The sequence below is a fragment of the Neptunitalea lumnitzerae genome (assembly GCF_027924185.1).
Taxonomy (GTDB): Bacteria; Bacteroidota; Bacteroidia; order Flavobacteriales; family Flavobacteriaceae; genus Neptunitalea; species Neptunitalea lumnitzerae.
On sequence record NZ_BRVO01000002.1, the window covers coordinates 445,860 to 462,370 of the forward strand.

Consider the following 16,511-nt stretch of genomic DNA (forward strand, 5'->3'; position numbering starts at 1 on the left):
AATTATGAAAAAAATAAATATATTTAAATACATATCCGGTATTTTTGTTGTCGGAGTGTTATTAACTTCTTGTGAAAAGGATTACCTAGATGTAACTCCAACCGATAGAGTCTCAGATGCGGCAATTTTATCTGATTCTACTTTATTTGAAGCATATGTTGTAAATAGATATTTAGGAGTTAGACTAACAAATAAAGAAGGGGATGCCAATCAACCAGGATTTGGTAGAACTTTTGAATATGGTATGTGGAGCTCTCTAACAGATGAATCCATCTATAATAACGATGATAACACATGGCTAATTCAACAAGGTCAGTTATCACCAGAAAATTTAGGTATTGCGGGTACATTTTGGGGTAGAAGCTATAGAAGCATTCGTGAAATAAACTATGCTTTGGCTAATATTGATCAAGTAGGAATGAGCCAAGAAAGAGTAGACCGATTGACAGCCGAACTTAAATTTCTTAGAGCTTTTAGATATCAAGATTTAATTAGAAACTATGGGGAAGTAGTTATCATGGGAGATAACGTAGCTCAGCTAGGTGATGATTTTTCAGATCCTATGTGGTTTGATAGAAGACCTATTGAAGAAAGTATGAACTATGTGATTACAGAGTTAGATAATGCCATTTCAGAACTACCATTATACAATGATTCTGATTATCCGGAAGGGAGAGCTACCAGAGGTGCAGCTATGGCTTTAAAATCTAGGCTGTTATTATATGCGGCAAGTCCATTATACACAGGAGGTACTTCTGATGCTCAAAAATGGGCAGAGGCAGCACAAGCAGCACAAGACGTTATGGATTTAGGTATTTACTCTTTGTATGCTAATTATCAAGAATTGTTTACTACTGAGTCTAGTAATTCTGAATATATTTTTGCACGTTTTTATAACTTAAACGCTCGTCATTTAGCTTTAGAGATTGCCAACGGACCTAACGGTTATGGTGGATGGGGAGGTAATGTACCTTTGCAAAATTTAGTAGATGATTACGAAATGATTGACGGTACCGAATTTGATTGGAACAATCCTGTACATGCTGCTAATCCATACGACAATAGAGACCCAAGATTTGAAGCTACAATTTTATATAACGGTGCGCCATACAGAGATAGAACTGTTGAAACATTTTTACCAGATGGTCTAGATAGTCAGGATGGCCCTAGTAACTGGAACACAAGTAAAACAGGATACTATCTTCGCAAATTCATTAGAGAAGATCTACCGATTATAAACCCTTGGGCTGTTGCCGGAGTTCAGAATTGGATGTATTTCCGTTATGGAGAAATCTTATTAAACTATGCTGAAGCACAAAATGAGGCAATAGGACCAGATGATTCTGTGTACGCTGCAATAAATGCTATAAGAAGTAGAGCAGGAATGCCAAACTTGCCAGTAGGTTTATCACAAACAGAAATGCGTGACCGCATTAGACATGAAAGAAGAATTGAATTAGCTTTTGAAGAACATCGTTTTTACGATGTAAGACGTTGGATGATTGCTGATGATACAGAAAATCAGACAGCGGAGGGAATAAACATAACCAAAGAGTCAGATGGTACTTTTACTTATGAAATTAAAACAGCTCTTCAAGGTAAAAGTTTCCAAGAGAAACATTACTGGTTACCAATACCTAGGTCTGAAATTTTAGCTTCTGACAATATGTTAGAGCAAAATCCTGGTTATTAAGTTTAATTAAAACGTATGGGCACTAGTTGCCCATACGTAATTTATATGAATATAATACTTCTTAAAATGCTTTCTAGATTTATTTATATAATACTATCGCTAACCTTTGTAGGTTGTAGTTTTTCATCGAAAGAAGGAAAGGAGGAACAAAAACATGGCAAAACAACATCACTTATTACAGTAGATGTAAATACAGAATTTCAAGAAATTGAAAATTTTGGAGCATCAGATGCTTGGTCTTGTCAGTTTGTAGGCAACTGGCCTATGGCTAAAAAAGATTCTATTGCAAATTGGTTATTTAGTAAAGAATTTGATGCTAAAGGAAATCCTAAAGGAATTGGTCTTTCATTATGGAGATTCAATTTAGGGGCAGGTAGTAGTTTTCAAGGAGATAATAGTGGAATAAAAGATACTTGGAGAAGAGCGGAATCTTTTCTATTACCAAATGGTAATTATGATTGGACAAAACAAAAAGGACAGGTATGGTTTGCTCAAAAAGCGAAAGAGCTAGAGGTAGAGAACCTATTGGTATTTCTAAATAGTCCACCAGTAAATCTTACAATTACTGGAAAAGCATTTGCTAAAAACGGTAAAACCAACATAGCACCTAAAAATTATAAGCAATTTGCTAAGTACCTAGCAACCTGCATAAAGGGTATGGAAAATATGGGGTTAAAAGTAGATTATATTAGCCCCTTTAATGAGCCACAATGGGACTGGTCAGATGGAGGGCAAGAAGGAACCCCTTATTTAAACTCAGAAATAAATTCAATTACCAAAGTTATTAATAATCAATTCTTAGCTGATCATATTTCAACAAAAATAGATATTACAGAAGCCGGACAAATAAACTATCTCTATCAAGATGATAACCGACCTAAAAGAGGTTCACAAATAGATTATTTTTACAACCCAAATTCAGATGGATATATAGGCGATTTAGATTTGTTAAATCACTCCATTTCAGCACATAGTTATTTTACAACGTCTCCCAAAAAACAACTAATAGACCAACGAATTAAACTGAACAACACATTAAAAAACAACGATGTAAAATATTGGATGTCTGAATATTGTATACTAGGTGATAATGCGGGCGAAATAGAAGGAAATGGTAAAGATGTTGGGATGAATTCTGCACTATACATGGCTAAAGTAATTCACCATGATTTGGTTGATGCACAAGCTTCTGCGTGGCATTGGTGGACAGCTATTTCTGCCTATGACTATAAAGATGGATTAATTTATATAGATAAGAATGAAAGTAATGGTGCTTATGAAGATAGTAAAATGTTATGGGTTTTAGGTAACTATAGCAGGTTTATTAGACCGGGATATAAAAGAATTAAAACAATTGCAGATGAGTCTATAAATACCGATGATTTTTTAATTTCTGCTTTTACAGATTCTAAAAAAAACAAGGTTATATTAGTTATTGTAGCTTTAACAGATGCCGAACTGAATTTCGATTTGAATGCTAATAATAAATTAGTTCCAAAAAACATGTACACTACTTCTAGCAATTGTAATCTAAAACATGTTCCTATAAAAAATACAACAATACATATAACCGAACCATCGGTTACCACTATTATGTATGAGACTAAAAAGTAAAATATGAATCTATTTAAAAAAGGTATGATGAGAAAGAAAATTAATATACGCCTATGCATTTATATGTTTCTCATAACTTTATGCATGCAAGCACAATCATCAATAGGTTTTGGAAATGCAAAACTTATAAATGATAATTGGAAGTTTAAACTGGAAGAAAATGAAAATTTTACAGTTAGTTCAATCAATGATACCGATTGGAAGAGCATAAGCCTACCACATGACTGGAGTGTAAAAGAGCAACTGAGTCCTTCTCTTGCTAGTTGTACCGGATATTTACCAGGTGGAATAGGTTGGTATACTAAACAATTATTAGTTCCAGATACAAAAAAGGGTGAAAAAGTATATCTCTATTTTGAAGGCGTTTACAATAGAAGTGAAGTGTTTGTAAATGGTACATCTATTGGCAAAAGACCTAACGGATATATTTCATTTGCTTATGATATTACACCATATGTTAATTTTGGTACCCAAAATAAGATAACAGTAAAAGTAGACCATAGTAAATATGCTGATTCTAGATGGTATACCGGCTCTGGTATTTACCGAGATGTCTATTTGGTTTATGCAAACCCTATACATATACAACAATGGGGAGTGTATAGTTATCCAGTAGTAAAAGGAAATAAGGCTACTTTGCATTATGAAGTGGCTTTGGAGAATGAAACTGATAATGCTAAAACACTAACCGTTGTAAATCAATTATTAAATTCATCTGGAACCGTTGTCAAGTCAGAGAAAAAGAATATAAAACTAGGTGCTAAAACAACTGATAAGATATCAGGTAAATTATCTATCAAAAATCCAGCACTGTGGGATTTAGAAACCCCAAACTTATATACCTTAAAAACAATTGTTTATCAGAATAAAAGTATTATTGATAGCAATGAGTTAACAACCGGATTTAGAACATTCACATTTGACGCGAATAAAGGATTTGCACTTAATGGTACTTGGATGAAAATGAAAGGTGTGTGTCTACATCATGATGCTGGTGTATTAGGGGCAGCTGTTCCAAAAAGTGTATGGAAATCTAGACTTACTACTTTAAAATCAATGGGAGTTAACGCTATAAGAACAAGTCATAATCCGCAATCACCTGCATTTTATGAAGTATGTGACGAAATTGGATTATTAGTACTTAATGAAGCGTACGATGAATGGAGATTTCCAAAGCGAAAATGGATTAAAGGATGGAATGTAGGAACTCCCGAATTTCAAGGTAGTTACGATATTTTTGCAGATTGGTCTGAAAAGGATTTAGAAGATATGGTACGAAGAGATCGTAATCATGTATCTGTATTTGCATGGAGTATAGGTAATGAAGTAGATTACCCTAATGACCCATATTCTCACCCTGTATTAGACGGAGGTAAAGACACAGGGTTTGGACAACCTGCCTATGGTGGTTACAAACCAGACGCACCTAATGCTATGGAACTTGGTGATATTGCTCAACGCTTAGTAAAAGTGGTGAAAAAATATGATACTTCAAGACCTGTAACTGCTGGTTTAGCTGGGGTTGCAATGTCTAATAAAACAGCTTACCCAGGTGCTTTAGATATTGTTGGGTATAATTATACTGAAAGTAAATATCAAACAGACCATGAAAAATACCCAGAAAGAGTTATTTATGGTAGTGAAAACGGACAAGGAATTGAAGCTTGGAAAGCGGTAACCGAGAACGACCATATATTTGGACAATTTTTATGGACAGGTTTTGACTATTTAGGGGAGTCTGGTAGTTGGCCATCAAGAGGATTTTATACAGGTCTAGTAGATTTAGCTGGTAATAAAAAACCAAGAGGATATTTTAGAGAGGCTTTATGGAGTACTAAACCAACCATATATGCAGGAACCTATATTCCTCATAAAAATCAACGTTGGGTATCAATGGATGCCTGGCCTCTTTGGAACTACAAAGAGAATGATACTGTGAGAGTGGTAAGTTATACCAATACAGAAAAAGCTAGATTAGAGCTAGATGGAAAATTAATTGGAGAGACAAAAGCTTATGATACAAAAACTGGTATGGTCTATTGGGATGTTCCTTTTCAACCTGGTAAATTGCAGGTCATTGGAATGAATAATGATAAAGATGTTTGTACCTATAGTATAAGTACTTCAGAACGTCCTAATGCGTTGGTTATTGAAGATTTAGAAAATATACATACAAAAGGAGATATTGTACAAGTACGTATACAAATTGTAGATAAAAATGGATTACCAGTACATATAGCGGATGATAAAATTACGTGTACTATTGAAGGGCCAGCAGAACTTTTAGGTTTAGAAGCTGGTAATAATAGTGATATGACAGATTATACAGATAATGTACAAAGAGCATTTAAAGGTAAATTGCTAGCATATATTAAATTAACTGGAGAATCTAATGAAAACGTGAATATATCTTTTACATCTCCGTGGTTACAAAATGTAACAACAACTTTAAAAATAAAATAAGAGATTATTACTACCAACTACATATTTAATATTATGAAATTAAAAGGAATTCTATCGTTATTAGTCCTGGCAACACAAGGTTTAATAGCACAAGAACAACATAATGAATGGGAAAATCCCAGCATTTTAGATAGAAACAAAGAATCTGGACATTCACAATTTGTTGTTTACGATACTGAGGCTAATGCAGCATCAGGGATATATACAAATTCTAAATACTATAAAAGTCTTAACGGAACTTGGAAATTTACGTTAGATAAAAACCCTGAATCCAGAACAACAGATTTTTATAAAACAGATTTAAATGATAGAGAATGGGGTACAATTCCAGTACCATCTAATTGGGAACTCGAGGGCTATGATACTCCTATCTATACAAATATTGTATATCCTTTTCCTAAAAATCCACCATTTATAGATGGTGACTATAATCCAGTTGGTAGCTATAGAAAAACATTTTCGATTCCTGAAAATTGGGAGGATAAAGAAGTTATTCTTCATTTTGGTTCTATATCAGGTTATGCTAGAGTATTTATAAATGGAGTAGAGGCAGGTATGACCAAAGCTTCAAAAACACCAGCAGAATTCGATGTAACAAAACTTTTGAAAAAAGGTGAGAATCTTTTGGCTGTACAAGTGTTTAGATGGCATGACGGGAGCTACCTAGAAGATCAAGATTTCTGGCGTTTAAGTGGTATTGAAAGAGATGTTTATTTACAAGCCTTACCTAAACTTACGGTATGGGATTATTTTATTAAATCGGGTTTAGATGATAGCTACACAAATGGTGAACTTAACGCAACAATTGATTTAAGAAGATTTGAAGATAACAAAAATAAGAAAGGGGAGGTTACTTTTAACTTGTTAGATGCTACAGGTAAAACAGTTTATTCCGAAACTAAATCATACGATAAAAAAACACCTTCTTTAAATTTTAATACTACCATAAAAAATGTAAATCAGTGGAGTGACGAAACTCCTTATTTATATGCTTACAACATCAAATGGAATGGTAATAAAGGTGCTAATGGAGTTATTACTGGTAAAACTGGTTTTAGAACTATTGAAATTAAAAATGCACAACTACTAGTCAATGGACATGTAGCACAAGTACACGGAGTAGATTTACATGAACATCATGAAACAAAAGGTCACGTACCTGATGAAGCTACTATGCGTAAAGATTTAGAGCTAATGAAGCAATATAATATCAACGCCATAAGAATGAGTCATTATCCACATGCCAACAAACTTTATGAGCTTTGTGATGAATATGGCTTTTATGTAGTAGATGAAGCCAATATAGAAACGCACGCAATGGGTGCTGCGCTTCAATCTCCGTTTGATAAGTCTGTTCACCCGGCATATTTACCAGAGTGGGCTCCAGCACATTTAGATCGTATTGAACGTATGGCAGAACGAGATAAAAATCATCCATCAATTATTTTATGGTCTATGGGGAATGAGTGTGGAAATGGACAAGTATTTTTTGATGCATACAAATGGCTTAAAGGATTTGATAATACACGCTATGTACAGTTTGAGCAAGCAGGTGAAGAAGAAAACACAGATGTAGTTTGCCCTATGTACCCAAGTATAGAGTATATGAAATCATATGCCAATGATACTAATAAAAAACGTCCGTTTATTATGTGTGAATTTAGCCATGCTATGGGAAATAGTAATGGTAATTTTCAAGAGTATTTTGATATTATAGATAATAGCCCGCATATGCAAGGAGGTTTTATTTGGGATTGGGTAGATCAAGGATTACTAACTGAAGAGAATGGCGAAAAATTTTATGCGTATGGAGGAGACTTAGGTGGAGAAAATTTACAAAACGATGAGAATTTTTGTGCCAACGGTTTAGTAAGTGCTAATAGAGCAGTGCACCCAGGCCTTTACGAGGTTAAACAGGTATATCAAAATATCAAGTTTAAACTTAACAATAAGCAGCTTTCTGTTTTTAATAAATATGCTTACACTAATCTAAATGAATTTGATTTTAAAGCAGAATTATTAAAAAATGGTATTGTAATAGATACTAAAACATTTAATCTAGAAGTAGTACCAGGAGCTAAAGGAACGTATACATTACCTTTTAATAATATGAAAGAGGATGCAGACTATAGCGTGAATGTATACGCGTATACCAAGAATGCTACAGATTTAGTACCGGCACATCACGAACAAGCAAGAGCTGAATTTATTATAACAGCTGAAGGGTATTTTAACAATGTAAACAACATTACAGCAACCAAAAAGAACCTACATATTTCTAAGTCAAAAGAAAGTTTAACCTTTGAAACTGAAACTGTGATGGGAACATTTGATTTAGTAAATGGAGTATTAACTTCATATAATTTAAAAGATAAAGCTTCATTCATTACTAATTACCCTACGCCTTATTTTTGGAGAGCACCAACCGATAACGATTTTGGAAATGGTATGCCTAACAAATTAGAGGTTTGGAAAAATGCTCATGCAACCCCAGTAATAGAAAATGTTACTGTAGGTAAACAAAATGACTCAGGATTAGAGATTAAAGTAGACATGTCTTTAACCGGTAAGGAAATCTCATATTCAGTTATCTATTTAATTCAAAATGATGGTTCTATAAAAATTACTGCCAGCCTTGATAAAAGTGGTTTAGAACTACCTGAATTGCCACGTTTTGGAATGCGTATAGAATTAAAAGGAGCATATGATAATCTTGCGTATTATGGTAGAGGACCTTGGGAAAATTATTCAGACAGAAATCAATCATCATTTTTAGGTGTATATGAAAGCACTGTGGCGGAACAATTTACTTGGGAATACATTCGCCCTCAGGAAAATGGATATAAAACGGATGTTAGATGGATAAGTTTGTCTGATAATGCAGGTCAATCATTAATAGTTAAAGGGATGCAACCACTTGGTTTTAGTGCTTTAAATGTATCAACTGAATCTTTAGATCCTGGAAAAAAGAAAGACCAGCGCCATACTACTGATGTTCATCCAGAAGATAAAGTGTATTTACACATAGATGAAAAACAACGTGGGGTAGGAGGAGATAATAGTTGGGGTGCATATCCGCATAAATCATATTTATTATTGGATGATACTTATACCTATTCATATATAATTAGTTTAAAATCAAAATAATGTATATAACCTGTTTCAAAAATATAGTGATCTTTTTCCTAGCTACTTTCTTTATGGTTTCATGTGGAGAAACGGCTAAAGAAAACGTTGAGACTAAGCAAAAAGAAGAAGTAAATAAGAAGGGGAATTTTAAAGATTGGGCACAAACCCCTCCAATGGGATGGAATAGTTGGGATTGTTATGGCCCTACCGTTACAGAGAAGGAGGTAAAAGCTAATGCTGATTATATGTCCGAACATTTAAAAAATTATGGTTGGGAATATGTAGTTGTAGACATTAGATGGTTTGTAGAAAATACTAAAGCAGCAGGCTATAACCAAACCGACCCAAAATATGTAATTGATGAATATGGAAGGTATCAGCCTGCAGTAAATAAATTCCCTTCAGCTAAAGATGGTAAAGGATTTAAACCACTTGCAGATTATATTCATGGTAAGGGATTAAAATTTGGAATTCATATTATGAGAGGAATTCCAGTAGAAGCAGTAACTAAAAAATCACCTGTAAAAGGAACTGATGGTATTACCGCTGATGAAATTTACACTACAGAAAATCAATGTAAATGGTTAAGAGATAACTACACAGTGGTAGCTTCTAAAAAAGGCGCGCAAGAGTACTACAATTCATTATTTGAATTGTATGCTGCTTGGGGTGTTGATTTTATTAAAATAGATGATTTGTCTGCACCTATATATCATGAAGATGAAATAAATTTAATAAGAAAAGCTATAGACAATTGTGGTAGAAAAATAGTTTTAAGTACATCCCCTGGAGAAACTCCAATTGAAAGTGCAGAACACGTTAGTGAAAACGCAAATATGTGGAGAATGGTGAATGATGTATGGGATGAATGGTTGCATCTAAAACATTTAATGGAGGTATCCCAAGACTGGTATCCGTACATAGGTGACGGAACATGGCCAGATTGTGATATGATTCCTTTAGGAAAAATTTCGATTAGAGGAGAAAGGGGAGAAGAGCGTATGACTAGATTAACCAAAGAAGAGCAGTATAGTTTAATGACGTTTTTTTGTATTATGAAATCTCCTTTATTCTTTGGTGGTGATTTACCTAGTAATGATGAATTTACATTATCATTATTAACCAATAAAGAGCTTTTAAAAATGCATAGTAATGCCACTAATGTGAAACAATTATTTCAAAAAGATAATGAACTAGCCATCACATCAAGTGACAGTGCATCTAACACTACTTATCTCGCATTGTTTAATATAGGAGATGAAGAAGATAGAGAGATAACTATTCCGCTACGCAAGCTAAATTTAGAAAATAAAGAAATGGTAGTAAACGAAATTTTAAGTAAAAACACTTATAGTATAGATGATAAAAAACTTAAAGTAACACTTAAACCACATGAGTCTTACTTACTATCATTCAGTTTAGTAAAATAGTTTTAATTGATAAATTGTATTATAAAAAACGAACAGATGAACAATTCATTTGTCCGTTTTTATTTCATAACTATTTTGTTGGATATAAAACTTCAATACCAATCATAGGATTAAGAATACCTGTATCTATTCGTTTGTACTTTTCATGGTTTGTTAATACATCTTTCCATCCAGTTTGGTGATAATTAGACCAAGTTATACCCTTGTTCTCTTGACTTAATGTATACCTAAACATCGGGCCATATTTAGCATATTTTTGTTTTTCCTCGGTGGTATTAATCCATTCTACACCAATACAAATTCCTTCTTTCAAGAACATTACGTCTAAATCCTCTACATTAATCCATAATCTGTAATTTTTATTTTTAGGTTTTACATATAGATTTTTAGTATACAGTAAATCTCCAGGTATATGAGTTACGCTATCATATTTGTAAAATTTAATATTGAACGTAGCAATGTCATCAGCATCCTTCCGCTTTTTTAGATCTATATAAACTCTTTTTAGTTTACCTATTTGCTTTTTAGGATTTTCTATTAACATGCAGGTCTCATATCCAATTAACGAGGTAAAACCAATATTACCTTCTTTTGGTTCTCCAATAATAATGCTTTTGGTATAATCTATTTTGGTAGAGGTTATGGTTACTTCATTTAATTCTTCAGCAAGAGGATTTAATAATATGGTAGTTATGTTTTGAATCGAACTCAATGGAATCAATTTGGTTTCAAAGCCAAGTAATTGCACTTTAAGTGTGTCATTTTTAACTCTTTTTACTTGAAGTTCAAATTCTCCCTCTGTATTAGCATATGTCCCTGTACCTCCTAATAAGACCAAGCTTGTAAAGGCTAATGGCGTTTGAGTAATTGAATCCTTTACAACACCTTTTATGGTTTGTGAATATGAAATACTAAATATTAGGCATATAAAATAAAACAGTATAAAACTCTTATACATTATTAATCAATTTGTAAGTTATAATTTGATTTGGTCTAAATTTAAGACACAATATCTATTAAAACTAAAAACTACAAGATTATTAAGAAATATATTATAAAAAAGAATAATAATCACATCTCGTTTGTCTCATAGAATTAATCTTTTAGTGTAAGTTAAATGGGATAATCAGGATTAGACTATCAAGGATTTCATCTCAAACGTTTTCATAAGATTAATTGATTTTAGGATGCTTTCTTTCGATGAAAGTATGCTGTAAACGCCAACAAAGATTAGTACTTTTGTTTAAAAGTTAAGGTTATGAAATTTGGAAAAGTTCTACATCCAGAGACAATCGATTTTACATTACCAAAGGACCACAATAGTAATGCTAGTATATTAGGAAATAAAAAAAGTGAGCAACTAGCAATCTCTGTAGGCTGTGCTAAATGGAATAAACAAGACTTGAAAAACTTTTATCCAAGAGGTACTAAAAATGAATTGGCATATTATGCAAGTCAATTTAATAGTATTGAATTAAACGCTACTTTTTACAGAAATTTTCCTATATCACAATTTGAGAAATGGCACGATACAGTACCTGATAATTTTAAGTTTTACCCTAAAATTATGCAAAGGATTAGCCATTTAAAAAGGCTCAAAGATATTGATGATGCTTTAAATGAATGTTTGGATGGCTTTGTTCATTTAAAAGATAAACTTGGAACTACATTCTTACAATTACACAATAATTTTGCTCCTAAAGATTTTAATAGGGTAGTACACTTTGCAGAAATTTGGCCTAAAGAATTACCCCTAGCCATAGAGTTTAGACATACAGATTGGTACAATGATGATACAATAGCCAACGAATTGTATGATTTATTAGAAACTAACAATATTACCAATGTACTAGTTGACACCGCAGGTAGAAGAGATTTACTACATATGAAATTAACTAATAAAGAAGCTTTTGTTAGGTATGTAGGAGCCAATCATGAATCTGATTACCAAAGGCTAGATGATTGGATAGATAGAATATGTACTTGGCAAGCGTTAGGGTTAGAAAAGCTGAACTTTTTTATACATCAAAATGTAGAGGAGGCATCGCCACTGCTTTCTGCATATTTTATAGAAAAATTAAACAAAAGAATAGGAACAACAATACATATTCCCCAAACATTAAATACAAATAAAAATTTATTTTCATGAGATTTCACACACGTAAATGGGTAAAGCCCGAAGACTTAAATGCTAACGGAACACTATTTGGTGGTAAACTGTTAGCTTGGATTGATGAAGAAGCGGCTTTATATTCAATAATTCAATTAGAAAACAATAGGGTAGTAACCAAGTTTATGTCTGAAATAAACTTTATGAGTTCTGCCAGACAAGGTGATATTGTAGAGATTGGTATAGAGGTTAATAAGTTTGGTACTTCTTCTTTAGTTTTAAAATCGGAAGTACGTAATAAAATGACCCGCGAGACCATTATTACAGTTGAAAATATAATAATGGTTAACCTAGGTGAAGATGGAAGACCAAAACCCCATGGGAAAACTAAAATTGAGTACGTGAGGGATCGTCTGGCTTCTGAAAACTAGAAGCAGCATTTAGTTTTAGAACATCTTTACCTGTAGGATATTCAAAAATTTCCAAATCGAAATATGTAACTGCAGCTATAAGATGTTCAAAAACATCTGCCATAATACGTTCATAATTAACCCAACGTTTATCACTACTAAAAGCATATATTTCCAAAGGAATACCTTGTGGCGTAGGTGGTAAATGTCTTGTCATCATAAGCATATCCTTATTTAAAGCAGGGTGATTTTTCAGATATTCATCACAGTATTTTCTAAACAAACCTAAATTTGTTTGTCCTCTGCCATTTACCAAAATAGATTTATCGTATCCTTTAGCATCATTAAACTTATCTATATCTTTCTGTCTGTGGTAAATATATTCTTTAACATCTTGAATTTTTGAAAACTTTTCTAAATCTTCTACCGTTAAAAACTTAATACTATTACTTTTTAAATAGATAGCTCTTTTAATTCTTCTACCATCACTATTTTGCATTCCTCTCCAGTTTTGAAAAGAATCTGAGATAAGTGCATAAGTAGGTATCGTGGTAATGGTATTGTCAAAGTTTTTTACCTTAACGGTTGTTAAATTTATTTCTATTACATCTCCATCTGCACCATACTTCTGCTGGGTTATCCAATCACCAACACGTACCATATCATTTACAGAAACTTGTATACTGGCTACAAACCCTAAGATAGTATCTTTAAACACCAATAAAATTATTGCAGAAGCAGCACCTAGAGTTCCTAAGGAAGTTATTAGACTTTTATTGGTTAATTCCGAGAAAATAAATAAGCCCGCTATACACCAAAAAACAATAATCATAATTTGAGCAAAGCTATCTACCGGTTTATCAGCAAAAGCCTCCTTTGTTTTTAAAAAGTCTCTCGTAGTTTTTACCAAACTTCTTAGTATCCAAACCACTAAAACAATCATGTAAATATCACTTACTTTCAAGGCAAGTTTTCCCCAATCTGTATAGTCAGAAAAAATGCTTGGTATAATATTTACAACTAGAATTAAAGGTAGGATGTGCCCAACATACTTAGGAAAATTACTGATAACCAGAAAGTCATCGAAAGTAGTTTTGGTTTTATTAGAAAATGCTTTGAAAAAAGAAACGATAATCTTTCTAGAAAACCAATCGAAAATTAAAACAATTAAAACAACTAAAACAATATTAGTGAGTAAATTAGCATTGATTGCTAATTTTTCCTCAACACCATGGTCTATTAAGTAATTATAAACTAATCTTGTTAGCCATTCTAAAGAATTCATACTATCTATTTTCTAGAAAATTTGCTGCTAAATTACAAAATTAGTTTTCTCAATTACTTGTTCTTTTTCTTTTTTAAGAAAGAGAAAAATCCTTTTTTCTCTTTCTTGGTTTTTTCCTCTTTATCTTCATCTTTCCCTGAGGATACTTTAATTGTATTTGGATTTCCAAAAACCCGTTCTACAAAGGTTTCTTGATGTCTGTCTTCACATTCTAAAGCAGTCATTACTTCTTCAGAAGGTTCTTCAAAAGTGGCATTTGTAATATTATTAAACTTATTGTTTTTTGAGAGTTGAGAATAGAAATTTCCGAACATTGGTAGTGCTGCATTAGCTCCTTGACCAATTCTGGTACTATTAAAGCCTATTTGGTGTTCATCATTCCCAACCCAAGTTACAGTTACTAGTTTAGGTGTAATACCAATAAACCAAGCATCTTTATTATCTTGTGTAGTACCTGTTTTACCCGCAATGTCATTATTCAAATGATAAGCATAACGAAGTCTTTTAGCCGTTCCTTTATCAACAGTGGTCTTTAAAAACTCTATCATTACCTGCCTTGTTTTATCTGTAAAAGCTTTGTCATTCTTCACTGTATTTTTATCATTCTCCATAATTACATTCCCATTTTTGTCTTCAATTCTAACAATAAAATAGGGGGTAACCGGTTTACTTTCATTCACAAAACTAGCATAAGAGCCTGCCATATCTTTAATAGAAATACCAGCAGTACCTAAAGCTATTGAAGATACTTGTGGCAAATCTTCTTCAATGCCCATTTTTTTAGCTTGTTTTATCACATTGTCCACTCCAACATGTTTCAATACCTTTACTGCTATGGTATTTACAGAATTACTAAGAGCATATTTTAAGCTATAGAAAGTGTGTTCATCATCTTCATCATTAGTAGTGGCATTTTCTGGTCTCCAGTTGTCATCTTCTTCATAGGTAACAGCTTCAATAGAAAAGTAAGAACATGGAGCCACTCCATTTTCTAAAGCAGTAGTATATACAAACGGTTTAAAGGTAGATCCTACTTGCCTTTTACTTTGTGAAATGTGATCGTATTTAAAATGCTTAAAATTTACACCTCCTATATACGATCTTATTGCACCATCGGAAGGATCAATAGCTACAAAACCAGTGTTTAACTGTTTAAGTTGATATTCTAAACTATCTAATGGAGAAATTTCTAATATTGTATCTGTAGTACCGTTAAATACATCTATTAAGTGTTTTTGACTTAAGCTATCCATTATAGCTTTTTCTGATAGTCCGTTCTTTTTTAAGAGCTGATATTTAGGAATACGTTTTACATAAGACTTAAAAATCTTCTTATTTTGAGCCCAAGGAGCATACTTACCATAAGCTTTTTCATATTGATTTTGAATACTGCTCATATGCTTTTGCATAGATGCTTCAGCTATTTCTTGCATCTCAAGATCTAAAGTTGTGTAGATCTTTAAACCATCTTTATACATATCATAAGAACTACCGTCTGGTTTCTTAATATCTTTTAGTAGTTTTAGTGCTTCTTGTCTAACACGTTCTCTAAAATACGGGGCAGTACCTTCATCATATTGAAAACTTCTATAAGACAACTCTATATCTTTAACAGTAGTAGTGTCGGCAGTTTCTTTACTTAAATAACCATATTTAACCATTTGAGAAATAACTGTATTTCTACGTCTCAAACTATTTTCTTTATATAACCTTGGATTATATCCATTATTAGCCTTCAAAGTACCGATAAGCGTAGCAGATTCTTCTAGGTTTAATTGTGAAACCTCTTTATTAAAAAATTTCTTTGCAGCACTTTCAATTCCGTAAGTATTGTCGCTAAAAGTTACCGTATTAAGATATAACTCAATTATTTCTTCTTTACTATAAATGTCTTCTAAACGACCAGCAACAATGGCTTCTTTATATTTGTTTACTGGCATTGAGAATATACCCAATTCTTCTCTACCAAAAAGATTCTTTGCTAATTGCATAGTAATAGTACTACCACCACCGGCTGAATCATCTTGTAGAAGAATAGACTTAATAAGCACTCTAAATAAACTTTTAGTGTCTACACCATTGTGCTCAAAAAAACGTGCATCTTCTGTGGCTACAAGTGCATCAACTAAATGCTTTGGCAATTGATGAAAGCTAGTAAGCTCACGGTCATAGATAAAATATTTACCTATTAAATCTCCGTTCATATCATAAATACCCGAAGCCACTGCTTGTTTTATAGAGGTGATTTCCTTCTTATCTGGTACCTTTCCCCAGAAACCAAAATAGACACTCCCCATAAATAACAGTAAGAGTAAAAAGCAGCTTGATAAAAAAATCAGCGCAATTTTCACATATTTGTTTGCTTTAAGCTTCGAAA

General features: G+C 32.7%; 10 protein-coding genes. 7 read left to right on the plus strand and 3 right to left on the minus strand.

What is annotated here, in order from left to right:
• The first annotated feature begins 4 nt into the window (after nt 1–4).
• The 5 genes from Y10_RS09410 (at nt 5) to Y10_RS09430 (ending at nt 10,329) form a co-directional block, all read left to right on the plus strand.
• Nucleotides 5–1,693, plus strand: coding sequence for a RagB/SusD family nutrient uptake outer membrane protein (locus tag Y10_RS09410; RefSeq protein WP_281765130.1), 1,689 nt, complete (start codon nt 5–7; stop codon nt 1,691–1,693).
• 45 nt (nt 1,694–1,738) lie between these two features.
• Complete coding sequence (locus Y10_RS09415) at nt 1,739–3,307, plus strand: glycoside hydrolase (RefSeq protein WP_281765131.1); 1,569 nt, start codon at nt 1,739–1,741, stop codon at nt 3,305–3,307.
• Between the two features lie 84 nt (nt 3,308–3,391).
• Nucleotides 3,392–5,770, plus strand: a complete 2,379-nt coding sequence (locus Y10_RS09420; RefSeq protein WP_281765132.1) for a sugar-binding domain-containing protein — start codon at nt 3,392–3,394, stop codon at nt 5,768–5,770.
• A gap of 33 nt (nt 5,771–5,803) precedes the next feature.
• The gene (locus Y10_RS09425) at nt 5,804–8,917 is read left to right on the plus strand and encodes a glycoside hydrolase family 2 TIM barrel-domain containing protein (RefSeq protein WP_281765133.1); all 3,114 of its coding nucleotides are present in this window, start codon (nt 5,804–5,806) and stop codon (nt 8,915–8,917) included.
• A 26-nt stretch (nt 8,918–8,943) separates the two neighbouring features.
• Nucleotides 8,944–10,329, plus strand: coding sequence for a glycoside hydrolase family 27 protein (locus tag Y10_RS09430; protein ID WP_281765134.1), 1,386 nt, complete (start codon nt 8,944–8,946; stop codon nt 10,327–10,329).
• A 70-nt stretch (nt 10,330–10,399) separates the two neighbouring features.
• Here the strand turns inward: Y10_RS09430 and Y10_RS09435 are convergent, their stop codons facing one another.
• A complete protein-coding gene (locus Y10_RS09435; RefSeq protein ID WP_281765135.1) occupies nt 10,400–11,287 on the minus strand; it encodes a carboxypeptidase-like regulatory domain-containing protein in 888 nt (295 codons plus the stop codon).
• Nucleotides 11,288–11,587: 300 nt separating this feature from the next.
• Between Y10_RS09435 and Y10_RS09440 the strand changes: the two genes are divergently transcribed.
• Both Y10_RS09440 and Y10_RS09445 read left to right on the plus strand, forming a co-directional pair.
• Nucleotides 11,588–12,478: a DUF72 domain-containing protein gene (locus tag Y10_RS09440; RefSeq protein WP_281765136.1), complete on the plus strand. Its 891-nt coding sequence runs from the start codon at nt 11,588–11,590 to the stop codon at nt 12,476–12,478.
• Nucleotides 12,475–12,870 carry an acyl-CoA thioesterase gene (locus tag Y10_RS09445; RefSeq protein ID WP_281765137.1) on the plus strand — a complete coding sequence of 132 codons (396 nt, stop codon included), beginning with the start codon at nt 12,475–12,477 and terminating at the stop codon, nt 12,868–12,870. The genes Y10_RS09440 and Y10_RS09445 overlap by 4 nt, the downstream gene beginning before the upstream one ends.
• Here the strand turns inward: Y10_RS09445 and Y10_RS09450 are convergent.
• Nucleotides 12,827–14,134: a mechanosensitive ion channel family protein gene (locus Y10_RS09450; protein WP_281765138.1), complete on the minus strand. Its 1,308-nt coding sequence runs from the start codon at nt 14,132–14,134 to the stop codon at nt 12,827–12,829. The genes Y10_RS09445 and Y10_RS09450 overlap by 44 nt on opposite strands.
• A gap of 53 nt (nt 14,135–14,187) precedes the next feature.
• Complete coding sequence (locus Y10_RS09455; protein WP_281765139.1) at nt 14,188–16,431, minus strand: transglycosylase domain-containing protein; 2,244 nt, start codon at nt 16,429–16,431, stop codon at nt 14,188–14,190.
• Nucleotides 16,432–16,511 lie beyond the last annotated feature (80 nt).

Coding starts and splice junctions, on each gene's coding strand:
- Y10_RS09410 (WP_281765130.1), top strand. CDS start 5: ATGAAAAAAATAAATATATTTAAATACATATCCGGTATTTTTGTTGTC.
- Y10_RS09415 (WP_281765131.1), top strand. CDS start 1,739: ATGAATATAATACTTCTTAAAATGCTTTCTAGATTTATTTATATAATA.
- Y10_RS09420 (WP_281765132.1), top strand. CDS start 3,392: ATGCAAGCACAATCATCAATAGGTTTTGGAAATGCAAAACTTATAAAT.
- Y10_RS09425 (WP_281765133.1), top strand. CDS start 5,804: ATGAAATTAAAAGGAATTCTATCGTTATTAGTCCTGGCAACACAAGGT.
- Y10_RS09435 (WP_281765135.1), bottom strand. CDS start 11,287: ATGTATAAGAGTTTTATACTGTTTTATTTTATATGCCTAATATTTAGT.
- Y10_RS09440 (WP_281765136.1), top strand. CDS start 11,588: ATGAAATTTGGAAAAGTTCTACATCCAGAGACAATCGATTTTACATTA.
- Y10_RS09445 (WP_281765137.1), top strand. CDS start 12,475: ATGAGATTTCACACACGTAAATGGGTAAAGCCCGAAGACTTAAATGCT.
- Y10_RS09450 (WP_281765138.1), bottom strand. CDS start 14,134: ATGAATTCTTTAGAATGGCTAACAAGATTAGTTTATAATTACTTAATA.
- Y10_RS09455 (WP_281765139.1), bottom strand. CDS start 16,431: ATGGGGAGTGTCTATTTTGGTTTCTGGGGAAAGGTACCAGATAAGAAG.